Genomic DNA, 16,643 nt, shown 5'->3' with positions numbered 1-16,643 from the left:
CTTAAAATTAAATTGGTTTGGGACTTGAATAGTCTTATGGCATCATTTTAAGAGGAAGCACGGAGGAGATTATGAGTTCGGCACTACTAAGTGAAAGTAAATCTCAAATCAGCGTCATTATTGTTTTGGTTGGGATTTTTATCCTTTTTACCATAGGAAGCCCTCAAACCTTTTTATCCTATAATATTTATTATTCTTTTATGTCAACCATCCCCTTCTTTGCCATCATGGCATTATCTTTGACCTTGGTCGTTATTTCAGGTGAGATGGATCTTTCATTTCCTTCGATCATGGGTTTTGCGGGGTGGGTATTTACTGTGATCTTCCATCGAACCGGAAGTCCGGGTATGGCGTTGCTATTGGCTTTGGTTTTTGGATTAGGTGCCGGGTTGATGAATGGCTTATTGATTGTCAAACTCAAACTTCCATCCATGATAACAACCATTGGTACCCAGTTTTTTTGGGCTGGAGCAACGGCGGTAGTCAGCGGTGGTTTAGGAAAAACACTGGTTCCGGCTAAAACCAGCGCTGTCTATAAATTATTAGTTGGAAGATTGGGAGGCTTGGTTCCCGCGCAGATGATTTGGACGGTGATCATAGCTTTCTTTATTTGGTTTTTTTTAAATCGTCATCGATTTGGTGCCCATGTTTACTTTACCGGTGACAATCCAGAGAGTGCCCGAGTAATGGGAGTTAATGTTGACTGGGTAAAAATGATGGTTTTTACCCAAATGGGTTTATTTTCTGCTTTTGCAGGTGTTCTTGCCAGCCTCGAGGTAACTTATTATTGGCCAACTCTTGGTCAAGGATATCTTTTGAAAACAATTGCTGCAGTATATTTAGGAGGGACTCCGGTTGATGGAGGAGTGGGGACCATTTTTGGCACCTTTATCGGTGCAATTATATTAGGATGCTTAGAAGCGGGAATCATTGCAATTGGTATGACCGGATTCTGGACCCAGCTTATATATGGTTTAATTGTCATCGTATCTATTGCTATGCATTCGATCTTGCGTAAAAGATAATTTTTGCTGGAAATTTAAAAAAAAGAAAGGTTAAGTTATCAGAAAGATAACTTAACCTTTCTTTTTTAGGAAGATCGATAAGCCGAATTTTGTATTCTCAAAAGAGAACGACAACCATCTATCTGGGAAACCGGTTGCCCGGTTCCTCAAGCGGCCAACCCGAAGGTCAGCGAGCAGCCTCATTCCTTCCTATTTGGCCTTGCTCCAGGTAGGGTTTTCCAGATAACACCGGTCACCCGGTGATCGGTGAGCTCTTACCTCGCCTTTTCACCCTTGCCTTGGTAAAAAACCAAGGTGGTTTGCTTTTCTGTGGCACTTTCCCGGGGTTACCCCCGCTGGATGTTATCCAGTACCTTGCTCTGTGGAGTTCGGACTTTCCTCAGGTTTGTTTACCTGCGGTTGCCAGATCTTCCCACTGATATTATACACTATTCTAAAAATACCGGAACGATTAATAATGCCGTCATCCTGAGGCTTTGTATTCGGAAGCACGAGGATCTCATCTGACGCCGCAAGCGTCATCCTGAGGATTCGTCTTTTGAATCCGTGAGGATCTCATCCTTTAATTTTTTTTATTTCCAAATTATTTTTAAGGATCTCATCTTCAGGCCTTTAGGGAAAGAAACACCAGATTGTCGTTTTTATCATCACTTGCTGTTTCTTTTATCCGGCTCACGTCACACTTCTCACGACTCACTGATTCTAACAAATGAGAGATTGCCACGTCGCACAAAACGCTCCTCGCAATGACGGAGCAGTAAAAAAAATCAAATCCTCCTAACCCCCTTTGCTAAAAGGGAAAATTGGTTATTGAGCATATGTTTTCAACTTCATTTGATGCCAGCAATTGGTGGGAGGGTTTATCTTTAAAATCAAGACAAGTATTGTATAAAATGAATGGTAATGAAGGTAAGATGGTTTTCTTGAGGGTGATTTGAAACCAAATGGACCATTTAAAAACTACTTAAAGAAAATGAAGCGTTGGCAGTTCGGACATTGAATTACTTCTTCTTTTTTTCGGACTCTTTTAGCAATCGAAGAGGGAAGAGCCAGGTGGCATCCTCGGCAAGTATCACCGTCCATTTCAACAACTGGATCGGAGAATTTTTTTCGTAATTCTTCATAAAGAGAAAGGATGTCAGCAGGAATATTCTGGATAGAATCGGTTCTCAGCTGAATATTGTTGGAAAGGTCCGATTTCATTTTCTCAATATCTTTTTTTAGACTGTCAATATCTTTCTCAAATCGCTGAATAAGAAGCTGATGTTCTTTTTCCTTTTCTTTAATTCTCATTCCTTCGATTTTATCAATTTGATTAATGACGTAATCTTCAAGATTCGACTTAGTTTTCTCATGGCTTTCCATGGTAGATTTCCATTGGCTCAGTTCCTTCCCAGACTGAACATTGCCACTATAGAGTTGATTTTGCGATTTATTTAATTTTTCCTCAACATCTTTCAGTTCCAGTTCTAAGCGAGATAATTCAATTCTTTCTTTGTCATACAATTTTCGGTAATTTTCCCACTCTAAATTATTGTTTTCGATATTTTGCTGAATTTTTCGAATTTCTTCGTTTTTTTGGACAATTTTCTTTTTTTGACTAAGGATGATTCCATCGATATTCTGGAGATGTGTCAGGTTTTCGAAGATATTGAGCAAAGGCAACCTCCTTGGCAAAAATCTTTCCTTATTGTGATAGGTAATCTATGGTTTTGTCAATAAAATCTACAAGAAACTGCTGATACTTTTCTTAAGTATTCGTATTTAACCTGAGATTTAGCAGCCTTCTCCATTCAGCTCGTCCTCAAAAAGAAACACTACCTCGGGCAAAAGTTCGGTAGCAGATTTTTTTATATTCGCAAAGATCATCTTTAATCCGATTCTTTCTCCATCACCATGAGGAACTGGAATATAGTCAATATGATAGAGTTTTAACTTTTCAATTTCATGGTGGCTTAAATCACCACTTATATAAACATCAGATTTTTCCAAAATGACTTTGTCAAGAAGGCTTCCACCGCTCCCAGGACATAAAGCAATTTTTTGAAGGAGTGAGTTTCCATAATCTTTCTGACTGAAAAGAGAGGATTCATTTTTTAACAACGATTTTAGATGTTTGATTAAAGTTTTCCATTTTAAGGGTTGGTTCAGAGCGATGAAACGGCCTAAACCATCAGAAGTCGAACCATTAAAGTACAAGGGGTAGATATCGATTACCGGATTTTGGTAGGGATGAGTTGTTTTTATAGCGTCAACCAATTGATTGATGAGTTTCGGATCAGAAAGGTTAACCTCAATCCGGATTTCTTTGACTTTTTCCCCATTCCCAACTTTACCTATAAAAGGGTGAGCTCCCTCAAGAGGAAGAAAAGTACCTATACCTTCAACTTGAAAACTACACGATCGATATGGACCGATAATTCCGGCGCCATTTTGAAAAAGAGATTGAGCGACTGTTTCTAAATAATCGGGTGGAATAAAAGTTATAATTTTAAATGCAGAGCTTGATCTTGGAGATATCGGTTTAACCTCCCCATTGAGTTGAAGAATTGATATCCACTGATCGGCAATTCCCCCTGGATAGATGTCAAGATTAGTGTGGTGAGCAAGAACACTAATTCCCTCGTGAAAAAGTCGAGTAATCATCCGGCACCAGGGATCATCATTGTTAAGTGTAAAAAGTGGATTCCAAATTGGCGGGTGATGGAGGTATAAAAAATCGATTTGGTGCTTTAGGACTTTATGAAAAACTTCCTGGTTGAGTTCAAGCGCTACGAGAACTCGGGAAATTTGGTTCCGTTCACCCTTGATTTGAAGACCAGTCCGGTCGTCAGGCAGGGCAAAGTGGGATGGATACAGATATTCAAAAAAATCAAGTAATTGTTGGAGAGTTGTCATAGGGTTATTGGTATTGATTTTTAAATTGGTGGGCCCACCCGGATTCGAACCAGGGACCGATCGGTTATGAGCCGACTGCTCTACCGCTGAGCTATGGACCCACGCGACGGCATACATAATATCATATCGTTTTTTTCAATTCAAGAGATTTTCGAACTTTAAATAGGAGATACCTCTTCAATAGGTTATAGAATGATTTAAATCTTCGATTTTTAATTTTATAATTCCTTCAGTCTCGGTTTTGGCGGTTCCTTCTCCCTTGATGGGAGAAGGACAAGATGAGAGGGTGAACCAGGGGAAGAGGAAAAAAAATAAAGCGCTCTCCCACCAGGAGAAAAAATCGAGAGCGAGTGGGAGAAGGGAAATTAGAATTCTTTCTTGATTACTTTCGCCTTTTTTTGAGCTCGTTCATGATATCATACCAGTTTAATTGCTCGTACTGGACGAGAACCAAAAGGTGGTAAAGGAGATCGGCAACTTCCCATTGTAAATGCTCTTTTTTTTGTTCATCATTTTCTAATGAAGCCAGAATGACCTCAGTCGCTTCTTCGGAAATTTTGCGGAGGATTTTTTCCCCCCCGGAATGCAAAAGCTTGCTGGTATAAGACTGTGGCGATGAATTCTTGGCTCGTTCTTGAATCACATCAAAAAGTTCCTGAGCAAAGCATCCCAAGGCATAGTGTGGCAATTCTGGGTGAGGTGAAGCAATTCCATTTTCTGAAACCTGGCGATGAAAACAGGAGTTGAATCCGGTATGACAGGCTACTCCTTTTTGTTCAACTATAATCAGGAGAGTATCCTGGTCACAATCGATATACATCTCTTTTACCAGTTGGTAATGACCACTGGTTTCTCCCTTATTCCATAAAGTTTTTCTTTTTCTACTATAAAACCAGGTTTTACCAGTTTTGATGGTTTTTTCCAGTGCATCAGAATTCATATAGGCCATCATTAAAACCTTTCCACTCTTTTCGTCTTGGATGATTGCCGGAATTAAACCTTTTTCATCGAAATGAAGATGTTCAAGAATGGATTCCATCATGGTTCTTCTATCCTTACTGGTATTCCGCGCTTTTTAAGAAAGGCTTTAGCATCTTGGATAGTGAAGTTTTTATAATGGAAAATTGAAGCGACGAGTGCAGCATCGGCTCCTCCTTCACGAAAAACTGTCAGAAGATGCTCTAATTTTCCAGCTCCGCCAGAAGCGATTACTGGAATATTTACGCTGTCAACGATTTTCCTGGTGAGGAATAAATCATACCCATTTTGTGTACCGTCGGTATCCATGCTGGTGAGAAGAATTTCACCAGCTCCGAGGTTTTCAACTTGACTCGCCCAGGCTATTGCGTCTTTTCCGGTTGGCGTTCTTCCTCCATTGATGTAGACTTCCCAATAGCTACGACGGGTGATACGATCCCAGGTTTTTTTGACGTCAATGGCAACTACGACACATTGGTTTCCAAATTTTTCAGACAATTGGGCAATCAAATCGGGATTGAGCACCGCTGCAGTATTGATGGATACTTTGTCGGCTCCTGCTTTGAGAAGATTGCTGACGTGTTCAGGAGTACTGATTCCACCTCCAACGGTAAAGGGCATGTAGATATTCTCAGCAACTTTTTCAGCAATATTCACCATGGTTTCTCTTTTTTCATAGGATGCGGTGATGTCCAAGAATACTAATTCGTCTGCGCCTTCTTCTTCATAGCGCTTGGCAAGCTCGACCGGGTCACCGACATCCTTCAGATTTTCGAAGTGAATTCCTTTGACAACCTTTCCTTCTTTGACATCTAAACAAGGGATTATTCTCTTAACGAGCACTTTTCTTCCTCCTGAAGAATTTTCTGAACTTCTTCAAATTTTAATGCACCCGAATAGAGTGCTTTTCCTAAAATAATACCTTTTATCCAAGGATTCAATTTTTTGAGCTGTAACACATCCTCGAGAGTAGTAACTCCTCCGGCAATGAAAGTCGGAACTTCGGTTTTTTGAAGAAAATTTTGAATGCGATCTACGTCAACTCCCTGAAGAGCACCATCCCGTTCGATATCGGTAAATATAAAATTGATCACGCCGAGGTTTTTTAATTGGTTGGTGAGGTCAACGGCCGAAACGGTCGTTTTTTCGGTCCAACCCTGAAGGGCTACCATGCCGCCTCGGGAGTCAATACTTATCACCACACTTTCTTGATTTCTTTTAAGGCAGTCCTCGATGAGATTTGGATTTTTGATGGCGATACTTCCAAAGATTATTCGTTGAGCACCGGCATCGAGATAAGAGAGAAAAGTGGAAAGACTTCGGATACCGCCACCCACCTCTACTGGAATTTGAACCGATTGAATGATCTTCTGAAATAGAGGATGATTCACTGGTTTACCAATTTTTGCACCGTCTAAATCGATCAGGTGAAGCATTGGAGCTTTTTTTTCTTCCCAATGCAATGCCATTTCCAATGGAGAATCACTGTATATGCTCATTTGTGAATAATCGCCTTTTTCTAAGCGAACACAATGTCCGTTGATGATATCAATAGCTGGAATGGGAAATATCATGGGATAACTCTCTTTGCCCAGGTTTCGAGAAAATGGATTCCCCATTTTGAGCTTTTTTCCGGATGAAATTGCACTCCCCAGATATTATCCTGATTGATAATAACCGGAATAACCACATTATAATTGCTGATTCCGACAATGCATTCTTTTGATTCCGGTATTACGTAATAAGAATGGGCAAAATAAAAGAAACGGCCATCGGGTATCAATCCCGAGAGTGCCTTTTTTTTAGTGAAAAGAATTTTATTCCAACCCATGTGAGGAACTTTATTGGTTGGTGGAAGTTTTCGCACCTCTCCTTTGATGAGTGATAGCCCCTTTTTCTTCGTCGATTCTTGACTTTTTTCAAAAAGAAGTTGTAGCCCTAAACAAATACCTAAAATTGGTTTCCCTTTTTGAACCGAGTTGCAGATAGCCTCAATGAAATTATTTTTTTCCATTTGTTCCATCGCTTCACCAAAAGATCCAACCCCAGGGAGGATAAGAGCATGAGCTTTTTCAACCAAATCTGGGTCTTGGCTGATTTGGTTCTTGAATCCTAATTTTTCCAAAGCTTTTGAAACGCTGTGCAAATTACCTATTCCGTAATCAACAATGACAATCATTTTTTAATAATCTCCTATATGATTCCTTTGGTGGAGGGAATTGTTTCACCATTTAATTTTGCAGCTTCTTTTAAAGCTTTTCCTAAAGCCTTGAAAAGAGATTCTAAGATATGATGTCCGTTTTTACCCCACCATAGTTTGCTATGTATAGTAATTTGTGAATGATTGGCAAAAGCTCTTAAAAATTCTTCAATCAAAGCAACCTCAAAATCACCAACTAATTGAGAGCCAATTGGGACATCGTAATAGAGGAAGGGTCGACCACCCACATCAATAGAAACCATGCTCAAAGCCTCATCCATGGGAATAAACTGGTTACTGTAACGCTGAATATTTTTTATTTCACCAATGGCAGCTCGAAAAGCTTCTCCTAATACAATACCAATATCTTCAACGAGATGGTGAAAATCAACTTCAACATCTCCACGAGCTTTTATATTGAGATCCCAATCCGCAAAAAATGCCATACTTTTCAATAAATGAGGGAAAAAAGGAATTGGAAGGTCAAAGTTGATTTGCTGATGACCATCGAGATGAATATATATTTCAATATCGGTTTCAAGAGTTGTCCTTTTTTTTAAGGCTTCTCGTTTTTGCACAAAATCACCTCATTGATTATATATATTGTAGAATAGAACAATATATTCATATTAAATAACCTTTTTTAATCTGAAGGTGGCATGAAACCTCCCCCCAGAGGAATTGTTTCATCCAACTCCTCCAGCTTGAGGAGGATTCAGCTTGGTGTTACGAGGGCTTATATATCAATATTGAATCGATATGTATTCCATTATAACAAGCTGACTTTATGTAACTCCTTCTATTTTACAAAAAAAATGAATAATATCAAATTTATTTCATATTATGTGTCACCGAAATTGTTTGCCTGACACTCGATTTCGGGATTGGACAGGACGATTTTACTCCATTCCCATCCGTAAATGCCCTTTACAATATAGAGATAAAGAGTTGAAAAGTCAGGATCGCCCCATGAAGTAATTTTAAGAATATACTCATTTTCTCTTTTTTGAGCGGGGTGAACTTGGAGAGGAGATTGAGTTAAATAGGTTGAAAAATATTGAACAATTTGAGAAAAACTCACAATATCAAATTCGCTGAACATTTGTCCAGTCCAAAAATCGCCTTTTTTAGCTAAACTTTCGATAGTTTTAAGATCTTTTTTTTCAAAAGCATCTCGAAGCTCTTTGATTAAAATAGCTGCATTTTTTCTTGCCCAGGTTGGATCGGACTGCAAATACTCAATCCTCAACTCAGCAAGATCAAGATAATACGGATCGGTTTCTTGAAAGCGAATTTTCTGATAAGATTCCATGGCTTTATCGAATTGATCTGTTTTTTCATAACAGTTAGCAACTTGTAGTAGAATTCTCGATTTCTCTTCATAAGCGGGGTATTGGGTTAAAATCATTAAATAACTCTCAATGGCGGCTGGATAGTTTCCAAAGTAGTATTCCTGATGGAGAGCTATGTCTTCCATCGCTTGTTGACGGATATTATAAGGATCACTGATATCTGATGGATATTCCGAGGCAATTTTTTGTAATAATTTTAAAGACTCTTGGTATTTTTTGCTTTCTTCTTCAGTTTTGGCAATCCAATAACGATATAAGTAGGCTAGTTGGGTTCGAGGGAATTTTTCGATAAAAATTTGGAGAACCTCAATTGCATCCTGGGTTTGTCCTTTTTCACTATATAAGGTGTATAAAACCTCTACTACCTGAGAGAGTTCATCTTCATTCGAAGAGCTGGTTAATGGTTTTAAAGTATGGATCGCTCGGTCGACATCCCCTCTCTCTAAATAGATTTGGGCTTGGTCAAAAGCACCTAAAGCAAAACTGGTTGAACAGAAGAACAGAAGAAGGGTTAAGATAAAAAACCCAGTCATCAAGTTATTTCTCAAACCACATCCTCCTTTTTTTACTAAAATTTCTTTTTGTTATTATACCATCAACTTAAATTTTCTCAGAAAAAAACTTGTCATGACCCGTGAATGATAGTAATATGAACAGAACTGAATATTTTTTTAGGAGAAGAACATGATTAATAGCCGAGAGTTCTGGAATGAAGCCAAAGGAAGTTTTCGTCTCTTAATCAGCCGCCCGGTGTTTGTTCTGCCAACCATTGGACCGGCATTGATATTTTCTCTTATTTTATTTCTATCTCCAGGAAGACGATTGGTGTGGATATCGTCATACTTTCAATCCTTTACTCTTGCTGGTTTGGGAATTGTTGGTATGTTTAGCGTTTTTCTCGGTACGTGTTTTCTTATTGCACTGGTATGGGATTATCAATATCGTAACCGGGTCGATTTTCGCCGGGTTTACCGCATCATCCAGAGCCGATATTCGGATGTTCTTTTGGCTTGTCTGGGTTTGGGATTATTAATTGGATTCTTTTCGATTTGGTTTGTATTCGCTGGATTTTTTCTGGCCTTTTTATTAATTTTTTGTTTACCGGCAATAGTTATCAGCGGTGACGACCCTTTTAGTGCTATAAAAACCAGTTTCCGCATGGTTTACGAAAATCTGGCCGAAGTGTTTGCTTTTTTCATCCTTTCATTGTCGTTGTTAATTATTGGGTATTTACTCACTTGGTTGATTCGCTTGATTCCAATTGTCGGAATTTTTATTAATATTCTATTTATTGCCTTTCTTTTGGCCTATATCGGAATCTTACTGACTCGTTTTTATTTAAGCCTTACTCGCTATTAAAGAAGTTGAGATATTTCTCTTATTCCTATTGACAGAAACATCCACTTTGATTAGAATTTACCAAATAGTTCCATAAAGATGTTCTCATTAGTGAGAAAGTTTTAGTTGTTTTTGATTTCTAAAGGAAAATTGTCCAGAGTTGGACAATAAGATTGAGACAAGGGCGTTTTGCTCCGTTGTTGGAGCAAAGCGCCCTTTTTTTTATCGACTAAGGAGGTTAATGTAAAATGGCATGTTGTATGCAAACCAAAGATGAAGTTCTGAGTTTCTGCGAAAAAAACAACGTTCGATTTATCCGACTCTGGTTTACCGATGTGTTGGGAAGTTTAAAGAGCTTTGCCATTACCTACCAAGAATTAGAAGGTGCCCTCAATGAAGGAATGGGATTTGACGGATCTTCAATCAAAGGTTTTGCTCGTATTGATGAAAGTGACATGATGGCTTTTCCGGATCCTTCAACGTTTCAAATCCTTCCCTGGAGAAGTGGTGAAGAAAAGGTGGCTCGGATGTTTTGCGATATCACCAATCCGGATGGAACTCCCTACAAAGGAGATCCACGATATGTTCTCAAATCGAAACTGAAGAAATTAGCCGAAAAAGGGATGTCCTTTTATGTCGGTCCTGAGTTGGAATTCTTTTATTTTAAAAGCGATACTGAGCCTATTCCACTGGATAGAGGGGGGTATTTTGATCTCACTACTTTGGATGCCGCCTCCAATCTCCGACGGGATACCATTCGAACCTTAGAAGATATGGGTATTAAAGTTGAATACAGTCACCATGAGGTCGCACCTTCTCAACACGAAATCGATCTGCGCTATACCGATGCTTTAAAGATGGCCGACAACGTGATGACCTACCGAATCGTAGTCAAAGAAATTGCACAAAAATATGGATTTTATGCCACTTTCATGCCCAAACCTTTGGCGGGTATCAATGGGTCGGGAATGCACGTCCATCAGTCTTTATTCAATGGCGATCATAATGGATTTTTTAACGGAGAAGATACTTATTATCTCTCTGATATGGCAAAGAAATATATTGCCGGAATTCTAACCCATGCCCGAGAAATAGCATTGGTAACCAATCAATGGGTTAATTCATACAAGAGACTGGTACCAGGCTATGAAGCACCAGTTTATATTTGCTGGGCAAGACGAAACCGATCAGCTTTGGTCCGAGTCCCACTTTATAAACCCGGGATGGAGAAAGCGACTCGAATTGAGGTGAGAAATCCCGATCCGGCTTGCAATCCCTATTTGGCTTTTTCGGCCATGTTGACTGCTGGACTGGCCGGCATAGAAAACAATTACCAACTTCCCGATCCGATAGAAAAGGATGTTTATCACATGAGTCAGAAAGATCGGGAGTCCTACCGAATCAAATCACTCCCGGGGAGCTTAAGAGAAGCTATTGATTGTGCATCCGAAAGCAGCTTGCTGAAAAACGCTCTTGGTGATCATATTTATGAATATTTAATTCAGAGTAAACAAATTGAATGGGATGAATACCGAACTGTGGTCCATCCCTATGAAGTAGAACGCTATCTCCCGATTTTGTAATTTTTGGGGTCAGGTCTTGATTCTTGAATTTTAACCAGCAGTGATATTGAAGAACCGAGGAAATGGGCAGCTGAAATTGAAGAAAGAATGAGATCCTCACGGCTTTCGATTACGAAGCTTCTGGATGACTCAACCCCATGATTCTTTCTCCCTTAATGGGAGAAAGAGAGGATAGGGCGAAATTATTCTCATCACTGTTCGCTGTTATAAGAAGGATCGAGGTGAAGAAATCATGAGAGAGGACCAACTTTACCGCATACCATCTGGATGTGCCGTAGTTGGCATTCTAAACCAAGATGGATTTAGGATTTCGGGTGAAGGAATCATCCGTTCAATAGCTGTTATGCATGATCGTTCCAACGGTTTGGGAGGTGGTTTTGCGGGATACGGTATCTATCCGGATTTCCCCGATCTTTATGCTTTCCATATTCTTTATGATGATCGGCAAGCGGTTATAACGACCGAAGATATCATCCAAAATTTATGTGAAGTCGAACACTCTGAAGTGATTCCCTTTCGGGAAATCAAAGAAGTCCAAAACTATCCTTATTTTAAAAGGTACTTTCTCTTTCCGAAGGGAAAAATTTTCTCTGAAGATGATGAAGTGGTTAAGCTAGTAATGAAAATAAATTCTTCGATTTCGGGAGCTTATGTTATTTCCAGCGGAAAAAATATGGGAATTTTTAAAGGAGTTGGTTATCCAGAAGACATCGGCCGTTTTTTTCGGCTGGAAGAATATCAAGCTTATTGCTGGATATCTCATGGTCGATTTCCCACCAACAGCGTCGGATGGTGGGGGGGTGCTCATCCTTTCGGTTTGCTTTCCTGGTCGGTTGTTCATAATGGTGAAATTTCTTCTTATGGGATCAACCGACGTTATTTACAAAATTTTGATTATCACTGCAATTTGCAGACCGATACCGAGGTTATTACCTATTTAGTTGACTTGCTCGGACGAAAACACCAAATACGCATTCCCTTTCTCGGCTCGGTTTTAGCCAGTCCTTTCTGGCATGAGATCGATTTAATGTCGGAACCGGAAAAAACTTTTTATCGTTCACTGCGGATGATTTACGGCGGTGCACTATTAAATGGTCCTTTCAGTATCATTGTTGGTTTTGATAAGGGAATGTTTGGATTAGTGGATCGGATCAAACTTCGTCCCATGATCGCTGCGTGGAAAGATTCAACTTTTTATTTATCCAGCGAAGAATCGGCTATTCGTGAAATTGCTCCTGATTTGGATGAAATAAGACCTCTCCAAGCAGGTGAAGTCGTCTCTGGACAGGTGGGTGAAAAAATTAGCTATGGCAAAAAGTGTTTTGTTTCCAGAGTTTAAAGTTATTCGTGATACCGACCGTTGCATAGCGTGCCAGGTCTGTGTTCGTCAATGTGCCAATGATGTCCATCATTACGATCAGGATGACGATACAGTTTCTTGCCAAGACGAACGCTGTGTTGGCTGTCAGCGATGCGTTACTCTGTGCCCGACCAACGCCTTGGAAGTTAAAAAAAGAGAAGTTGGTTTTCATCCGAATGCCAATTGGAGCGTTCAACATATCCGCAACCTCTATAAACAATCGGAAACCGGGGGCGTACTGCTCTCGGGCATGGGATGTGATCAACCTTATCGTATCTATTGGGATCATCTCTTGTTAAATGCCAGTCAGATAACTAATCCATCAATCGATCCCCTCCGGGAGCCTATTGAATTAAAAACTTTTTTAGGAGCAAAGGAAGAGATGCTGGATATCGATTGGAATCAAGATTTTCCGGTGATTAAAACTCAGCTGGCGCCCCAACTGGAATTGAATCTTCCCATATTGTTTTCAGCTATGTCTTATGGTTCGATAAGTTATAATGCCTTTCACTCTATTGTTGAAGCCGCCCGCGAAGTTGGAACCCACTGTAATAGCGGTGAGGGAGGGTTGCACCCCGATTTTTATCCCTATGGAAAAAACATTATTGTCCAAGTGGCTTCCGGTCGCTTTGGTGTCCATCGGGATTATCTCCAGGTAGCGGGAGCAGTTGAAATTAAGATTGGTCAGGGAGCGAAACCGGGTATTGGTGGACATCTCCCTGGTGAGAAGGTCTCATTGGAAATTTCCCAAACTCGTAAAATCCCCGAGGGTTCCGATGCCATTTCCCCGGCACCCCATCATGATATTTATTCGATAGAAGATTTACAGCGTTTGATATTTGCTATAAAGGAATCGATTTCCTATGAAAAGCCGGTCTCGGTGAAAATTGCAGCAGTTCATAATATCGCCGCAATCGCTTCGGGAGCCATTCGAGCCGGGGCTGATATCGTCGCTATCGATGGCATTCGGGGAGGAACCGGAGCAGCTCCCCAAGTCATTCGTGACAACGTTGGGATTCCCATCGAATTAGCTTTAGCTCAGGTTGATGAGCGTTTGCGTCAGGAAGGCATTCGTCATCGAGCTTCATTGGTTATAGCCGGAGGGATTCGTTCCAGTGCTGATGTCATCAAAGCCATTGCTTTGGGTGCTGACGCCGTTTATATCGGAACGGCAACTTTGGTCGCGTTGGGTTGTCATCTCTGTCAAAAATGTTATACCGGAAAATGCAATTGGGGAATCGCCACTCAAGACCCGTATCTCACCAAGCGGTTGAATCCTTCGATTGGAAAACGTCGTCTAGTGAATCTTATGAGAGCTTGGGCGTTTGAAATCAAAGAAATGCTTGGGGGAATGGGAGTTAATTCGATTCAAAGTTTGCGAGGCAATAAAGAACATCTCAGGACGGTAGGGCTCACTAGGGAGGAGTCGCAAATATTGGGAGTGAAACCGGCTGGAGAGGGGTGGTAATGATGAAAAAAATCGTTATCCATGAGGAATACTGTATTGGATGTCGTCTTTGTGAAATTCAATGCTTGGTAAAGCATTCTAGTTCTGGAAAAATTATTAAAGCTTTCCGGGAAGAATATCCTCGACCGATTTCCCGAGTTCATGTGGAAGAAGAAGGATATCTTTCTTTTGCTCTGCAATGTCGTCATTGTGAGGATGCAACCTGTATCGAGAATTGCATGACTGGTGCCATGCATCGGGATGAAAAAAGCGGGGCGGTGATTTGTGATGAGGAAAAGTGTGTTGGATGCTGGATGTGTATTATGAGTTGTCCCTTTGGCGTCATCCAAAGAGAAAAGAAAGAGCGCAAAATTGCCAGTAAATGTGATTTATGCGGAAACGATGGTGAACCGGCTTGTGTCGCCAACTGTCCAAATGAGGCTCTCAGCTATGAAGAAAATTGAAACTGATTTTTTTATCGTCGGTTATTCGGTTGCTTCTTGGTGGTGTATCAAAAGTATTGTTGAGAATGATTCCTTTTGTTGCATCCAGGCGATTTCTGATGAAAAGACTGTTTATTCAAGACCTTTAATTACCTATGGTTTGGGTAAAACCATTAACTCCATTGCTTATCACGGAACACTTGAAGAATCAAGTCAAGTGCAAGTCAGATACGAAACGAAAGTGAAGCAATTGGATGTAAATAGAAAACTTGCTTTTCTTTCCGATGAAACCGAAATTACTTTCAATAAAGCGCTGATTGCTTCTGGAGGCGTTCCAATCCTTCCAGAGATTTCGGGTCATGAAATCCCAGGAATTTTTACCTTTACTCGACGAAAGGACATGGCGAATATCGATGCCTTTATGAAAAAAAATTCCTCCAAGAATATCGTTATTCTTGGAGGAGGATTTATCGGACTTAAAACCTGTGAAGCCATGATGAGCATGAATAAAAACCTTACCTTAATCGAATTGGCACCTCGCCTTCTGCAAAATATGTTAGATGAAGAAGGATCCTATTATTTAGAAAAATCACTACTTCGTTCCGGAGTGCATATTATCAAAGAAGACACAATTGTATCCTTTGAAAATGAAAAAGGGAAGTTGAGTGATGTTCTTTTAAAAAGTGGACGTCGAATCCCAGCCGATATAGCAGTTATGGCTATAGGAGTCCGTCCCAATGTCGATTGGCTTCGTTCTTCCAACATTAAAATTAATCGAGGGATTCTGGTTGATGAATATCAACAATCTTCCTGTCCGGGAATTTATGCAGCCGGTGATGTTGCAGAAACTTGTCATTTATTGACCGGCGAAAGGAATGTGGTAGCAATTTGGCCTGAGGCGGTCAATCAAGGACGCATTGCCGGTTGGAATATGTCTGGACGGGTGGTTTCTTATCTAGGGAGCTTACCTATGAATGCGGTTGAAGTTGGCGAAAAAGCGCTGGTATCAGCTGGGATTGTGAATCCTACCGATGATAACTGTGAAATTATAATCAAGAAGGATCGGGAAAATTATAAGAAATTAGTGATCAAAGATGACTGTATCGTTGGGGTGATTTTTATTGGGGATATTGAAAAATCAGGAATTTATATCAACCTTATGCGACAAAAACTACCGGTTCAGGCTTTTTTTGACAAGTTACTGGAACCTAATTTCGGATTGATTAACCTTCCGACTCGGTATCGTAAACATTTAGTGAAAGGAGCCGGTATTGAAGTATGACTACTATCCCTTGTCAAGGACGTCATTACCGAGAAATTAACCAGGAAATCGAAGCCATGTGGAAAGACGGATTTCGTAATTTCTCTCTCCAAGGAGTGAACGGTCAACGTTATATCGGCCGATCCTTATCTGGTGAGGGAATAATCGAGATCAATGGTGTTCCAGGAGATGACTTGGGAATGTTTATGGACGGTGCGACCATACTTGTCCATGGGAATGCTCAAGATGGGGTTGGCAATACCATGAACTCGGGGAAGATTATCGTTGAAGGCGACATTCGAGACATTGCCGGATATGCTATGAGGGGTGGGAAGATATGGGTTAAAGGCGATGTTGGATATCGAGTGGGTATTCACATGAAATCATATCTAAACGACTATCCAGTTATCATTATCGGTGGGTCAAGCCAAGATTTTCTTGGGGAGTATATGGCAGGGGGTTTAATTGTTGTATTAGGTCTTGGTTATGATTCAAGTTGTTCTCCGGTGGGGAAGTTCATCGCTTCGGGAATGCACGGAGGGAAATTATTTATTCGCGGTCGATTCCGGCCGGAACAAGCTGGTCTGGGAATCGGCATTGAGCAGCCGACTCCCAGAGATTATGACGAAATCACTTCCTACCTGAACGAGTTTTCTCAAGACCTTGACCTGGAAATACCAGACTTTAAAAGGGATGATTTTGTCAAGGTTTTCCCTACCACTACTCGTCCTTATGGAAGGGTATATGCCTATTAACCT

General features: G+C 40.4%; 16 protein-coding genes, 1 tRNA gene and 1 other RNA gene. 8 read left to right on the top strand and 10 right to left on the bottom strand.

The genetic code is table 11. The annotated features are described in order from the left end of the window. Nucleotides 1-71 precede the first annotated feature (71 nt). Nucleotides 72-1,025, top strand: coding sequence for an ABC transporter permease (locus tag RT761_RS00985; protein WP_218112233.1), 954 nt, complete (start codon nt 72-74; stop codon nt 1,023-1,025). A gap of 62 nt (nt 1,026-1,087) precedes the next feature. Here RT761_RS00985 and rnpB read toward each other — a convergent pair. From rnpB to RT761_RS00935, 10 genes are all read right to left on the bottom strand, one after another. Continuing rightward, nucleotides 1,088-1,440: RNase P RNA component class A (gene rnpB, locus RT761_RS00980), an RNA gene on the bottom strand. Between the two features lie 545 nt (nt 1,441-1,985). Further along, nucleotides 1,986-2,684: a zinc ribbon domain-containing protein gene (locus tag RT761_RS00975; RefSeq protein WP_218112232.1), complete on the bottom strand. Its 699-nt coding sequence runs from the start codon at nt 2,682-2,684 to the stop codon at nt 1,986-1,988. A 117-nt stretch (nt 2,685-2,801) separates the two neighbouring features. Then, nucleotides 2,802-3,923, bottom strand: a complete 1,122-nt coding sequence (locus RT761_RS00970) for a Nif3-like dinuclear metal center hexameric protein (protein WP_218112231.1) — start codon at nt 3,921-3,923, stop codon at nt 2,802-2,804. A 26-nt stretch (nt 3,924-3,949) separates the two neighbouring features. Beyond that, a tRNA-Ile gene (locus RT761_RS00965) sits at nt 3,950-4,024 on the bottom strand. A gap of 281 nt (nt 4,025-4,305) precedes the next feature. Beyond that, on the bottom strand, nt 4,306-4,965 hold the full coding sequence (gene hisIE / locus RT761_RS00960; RefSeq protein WP_218112230.1) for a bifunctional phosphoribosyl-AMP cyclohydrolase/phosphoribosyl-ATP diphosphatase HisIE: 660 nt from the start codon (nt 4,963-4,965) through the stop codon (nt 4,306-4,308). After that, the gene (gene hisF / locus RT761_RS00955) at nt 4,962-5,744 is read right to left on the bottom strand and encodes an imidazole glycerol phosphate synthase subunit HisF (RefSeq protein WP_218112229.1); all 783 of its coding nucleotides are present in this window, start codon (nt 5,742-5,744) and stop codon (nt 4,962-4,964) included. The genes hisIE and hisF overlap by 4 nt, the downstream gene beginning before the upstream one ends. Continuing rightward, entirely contained in the window at nt 5,726-6,475 is a 750-nt protein-coding gene (hisA, locus tag RT761_RS00950; RefSeq protein WP_218112228.1) for a 1-(5-phosphoribosyl)-5-[(5-phosphoribosylamino)methylideneamino]imidazole-4-carboxamide isomerase, read from the bottom strand. Before hisA ends, hisF begins: the two co-directional genes overlap by 19 nt. Next, nucleotides 6,472-7,080, bottom strand: a complete 609-nt coding sequence (gene hisH, locus RT761_RS00945) for an imidazole glycerol phosphate synthase subunit HisH (RefSeq protein WP_218112227.1) — start codon at nt 7,078-7,080, stop codon at nt 6,472-6,474. The genes hisA and hisH overlap by 4 nt, the downstream gene beginning before the upstream one ends. Nucleotides 7,081-7,094: 14 nt before the next feature. Then, entirely contained in the window at nt 7,095-7,679 is a 585-nt protein-coding gene (gene hisB, locus RT761_RS00940) for an imidazoleglycerol-phosphate dehydratase HisB (protein WP_218112226.1), read from the bottom strand. 263 nt (nt 7,680-7,942) lie between these two features. Further along, nucleotides 7,943-9,001: a tetratricopeptide repeat protein gene (locus RT761_RS00935; protein WP_218112225.1), complete on the bottom strand. Its 1,059-nt coding sequence runs from the start codon at nt 8,999-9,001 to the stop codon at nt 7,943-7,945. 136 nt (nt 9,002-9,137) lie between these two features. Between RT761_RS00935 and RT761_RS00930 the strand changes: the two genes are divergently transcribed. The 7 genes from RT761_RS00930 to RT761_RS00900 all read left to right on the top strand — a co-directional run bounded on the left by RT761_RS00930 (nt 9,138) and on the right by RT761_RS00900 (nt 16,640). Continuing rightward, entirely contained in the window at nt 9,138-9,812 is a 675-nt protein-coding gene (locus RT761_RS00930; protein WP_218112224.1) for a hypothetical protein, read from the top strand. A 227-nt stretch (nt 9,813-10,039) separates the two neighbouring features. Next, the gene (locus tag RT761_RS00925; RefSeq protein WP_218112223.1) at nt 10,040-11,374 is read left to right on the top strand and encodes a glutamine synthetase family protein; all 1,335 of its coding nucleotides are present in this window, start codon (nt 10,040-10,042) and stop codon (nt 11,372-11,374) included. A gap of 229 nt (nt 11,375-11,603) precedes the next feature. Continuing rightward, complete coding sequence (locus tag RT761_RS00920) at nt 11,604-12,713, top strand: class II glutamine amidotransferase (RefSeq protein WP_343073762.1); 1,110 nt, start codon at nt 11,604-11,606, stop codon at nt 12,711-12,713. Further along, nucleotides 12,682-14,202 (top strand): glutamate synthase-related protein, encoded by a 1,521-nt coding sequence (locus RT761_RS00915; protein ID WP_218112221.1) that lies wholly within the window; start codon nt 12,682-12,684, stop codon nt 14,200-14,202. The genes RT761_RS00920 and RT761_RS00915 overlap by 32 nt, the downstream gene beginning before the upstream one ends. 2 nt (nt 14,203-14,204) lie before the next feature. Further along, nucleotides 14,205-14,645, top strand: coding sequence for a 4Fe-4S dicluster domain-containing protein (locus RT761_RS00910; RefSeq protein WP_343073761.1), 441 nt, complete (start codon nt 14,205-14,207; stop codon nt 14,643-14,645). After that, nucleotides 14,632-15,906 (top strand): NAD(P)/FAD-dependent oxidoreductase, encoded by a 1,275-nt coding sequence (locus RT761_RS00905; RefSeq protein ID WP_218112219.1) that lies wholly within the window; start codon nt 14,632-14,634, stop codon nt 15,904-15,906. Before RT761_RS00910 ends, RT761_RS00905 begins: the two co-directional genes overlap by 14 nt. After that, nucleotides 15,903-16,640 carry a GltB/FmdC/FwdC-like GXGXG domain-containing protein gene (locus RT761_RS00900; protein WP_218112218.1) on the top strand — a complete coding sequence of 246 codons (738 nt, stop codon included), beginning with the start codon at nt 15,903-15,905 and terminating at the stop codon, nt 16,638-16,640. The genes RT761_RS00905 and RT761_RS00900 overlap by 4 nt, the downstream gene beginning before the upstream one ends. The last annotated feature ends 3 nt before the right edge of the window (nt 16,641-16,643 follow it).

It is taken from the genome of Atribacter laminatus (assembly GCF_015775515.1).
Taxonomy (GTDB): domain Bacteria; phylum Atribacterota; class Atribacteria; order Atribacterales; family Atribacteraceae; genus Atribacter; species Atribacter laminatus.
This window is presented reverse-complemented; position numbering and strand designations above follow the sequence as displayed.

Excerpts from the sequence above, each read along its gene's own strand:
- RT761_RS00985 (WP_218112233.1), top strand. The coding sequence starts at position 72 with ATGAGTTCGGCACTACTAAGTGAAAGTAAATCTCAAATCAGCGTCATT.
- RT761_RS00970 (WP_218112231.1), bottom strand. The coding sequence starts at position 3,923 with ATGACAACTCTCCAACAATTACTTGATTTTTTTGAATATCTGTATCCA.
- hisIE (WP_218112230.1), bottom strand. The coding sequence starts at position 4,965 with ATGATGGAATCCATTCTTGAACATCTTCATTTCGATGAAAAAGGTTTA.
- hisA (WP_218112228.1), bottom strand. The coding sequence starts at position 6,475 with ATGATATTTCCCATTCCAGCTATTGATATCATCAACGGACATTGTGTT.
- hisH (WP_218112227.1), bottom strand. The coding sequence starts at position 7,080 with ATGATTGTCATTGTTGATTACGGAATAGGTAATTTGCACAGCGTTTCA.
- RT761_RS00930 (WP_218112224.1), top strand. The coding sequence starts at position 9,138 with ATGATTAATAGCCGAGAGTTCTGGAATGAAGCCAAAGGAAGTTTTCGT.
- RT761_RS00925 (WP_218112223.1), top strand. The coding sequence starts at position 10,040 with ATGGCATGTTGTATGCAAACCAAAGATGAAGTTCTGAGTTTCTGCGAA.
- RT761_RS00915 (WP_218112221.1), top strand. The coding sequence starts at position 12,682 with ATGGCAAAAAGTGTTTTGTTTCCAGAGTTTAAAGTTATTCGTGATACC.
- RT761_RS00910 (WP_343073761.1), top strand. The coding sequence starts at position 14,205 with ATGAAAAAAATCGTTATCCATGAGGAATACTGTATTGGATGTCGTCTT.
- RT761_RS00905 (WP_218112219.1), top strand. The coding sequence starts at position 14,632 with ATGAAGAAAATTGAAACTGATTTTTTTATCGTCGGTTATTCGGTTGCT.
- RT761_RS00900 (WP_218112218.1), top strand. The coding sequence starts at position 15,903 with ATGACTACTATCCCTTGTCAAGGACGTCATTACCGAGAAATTAACCAG.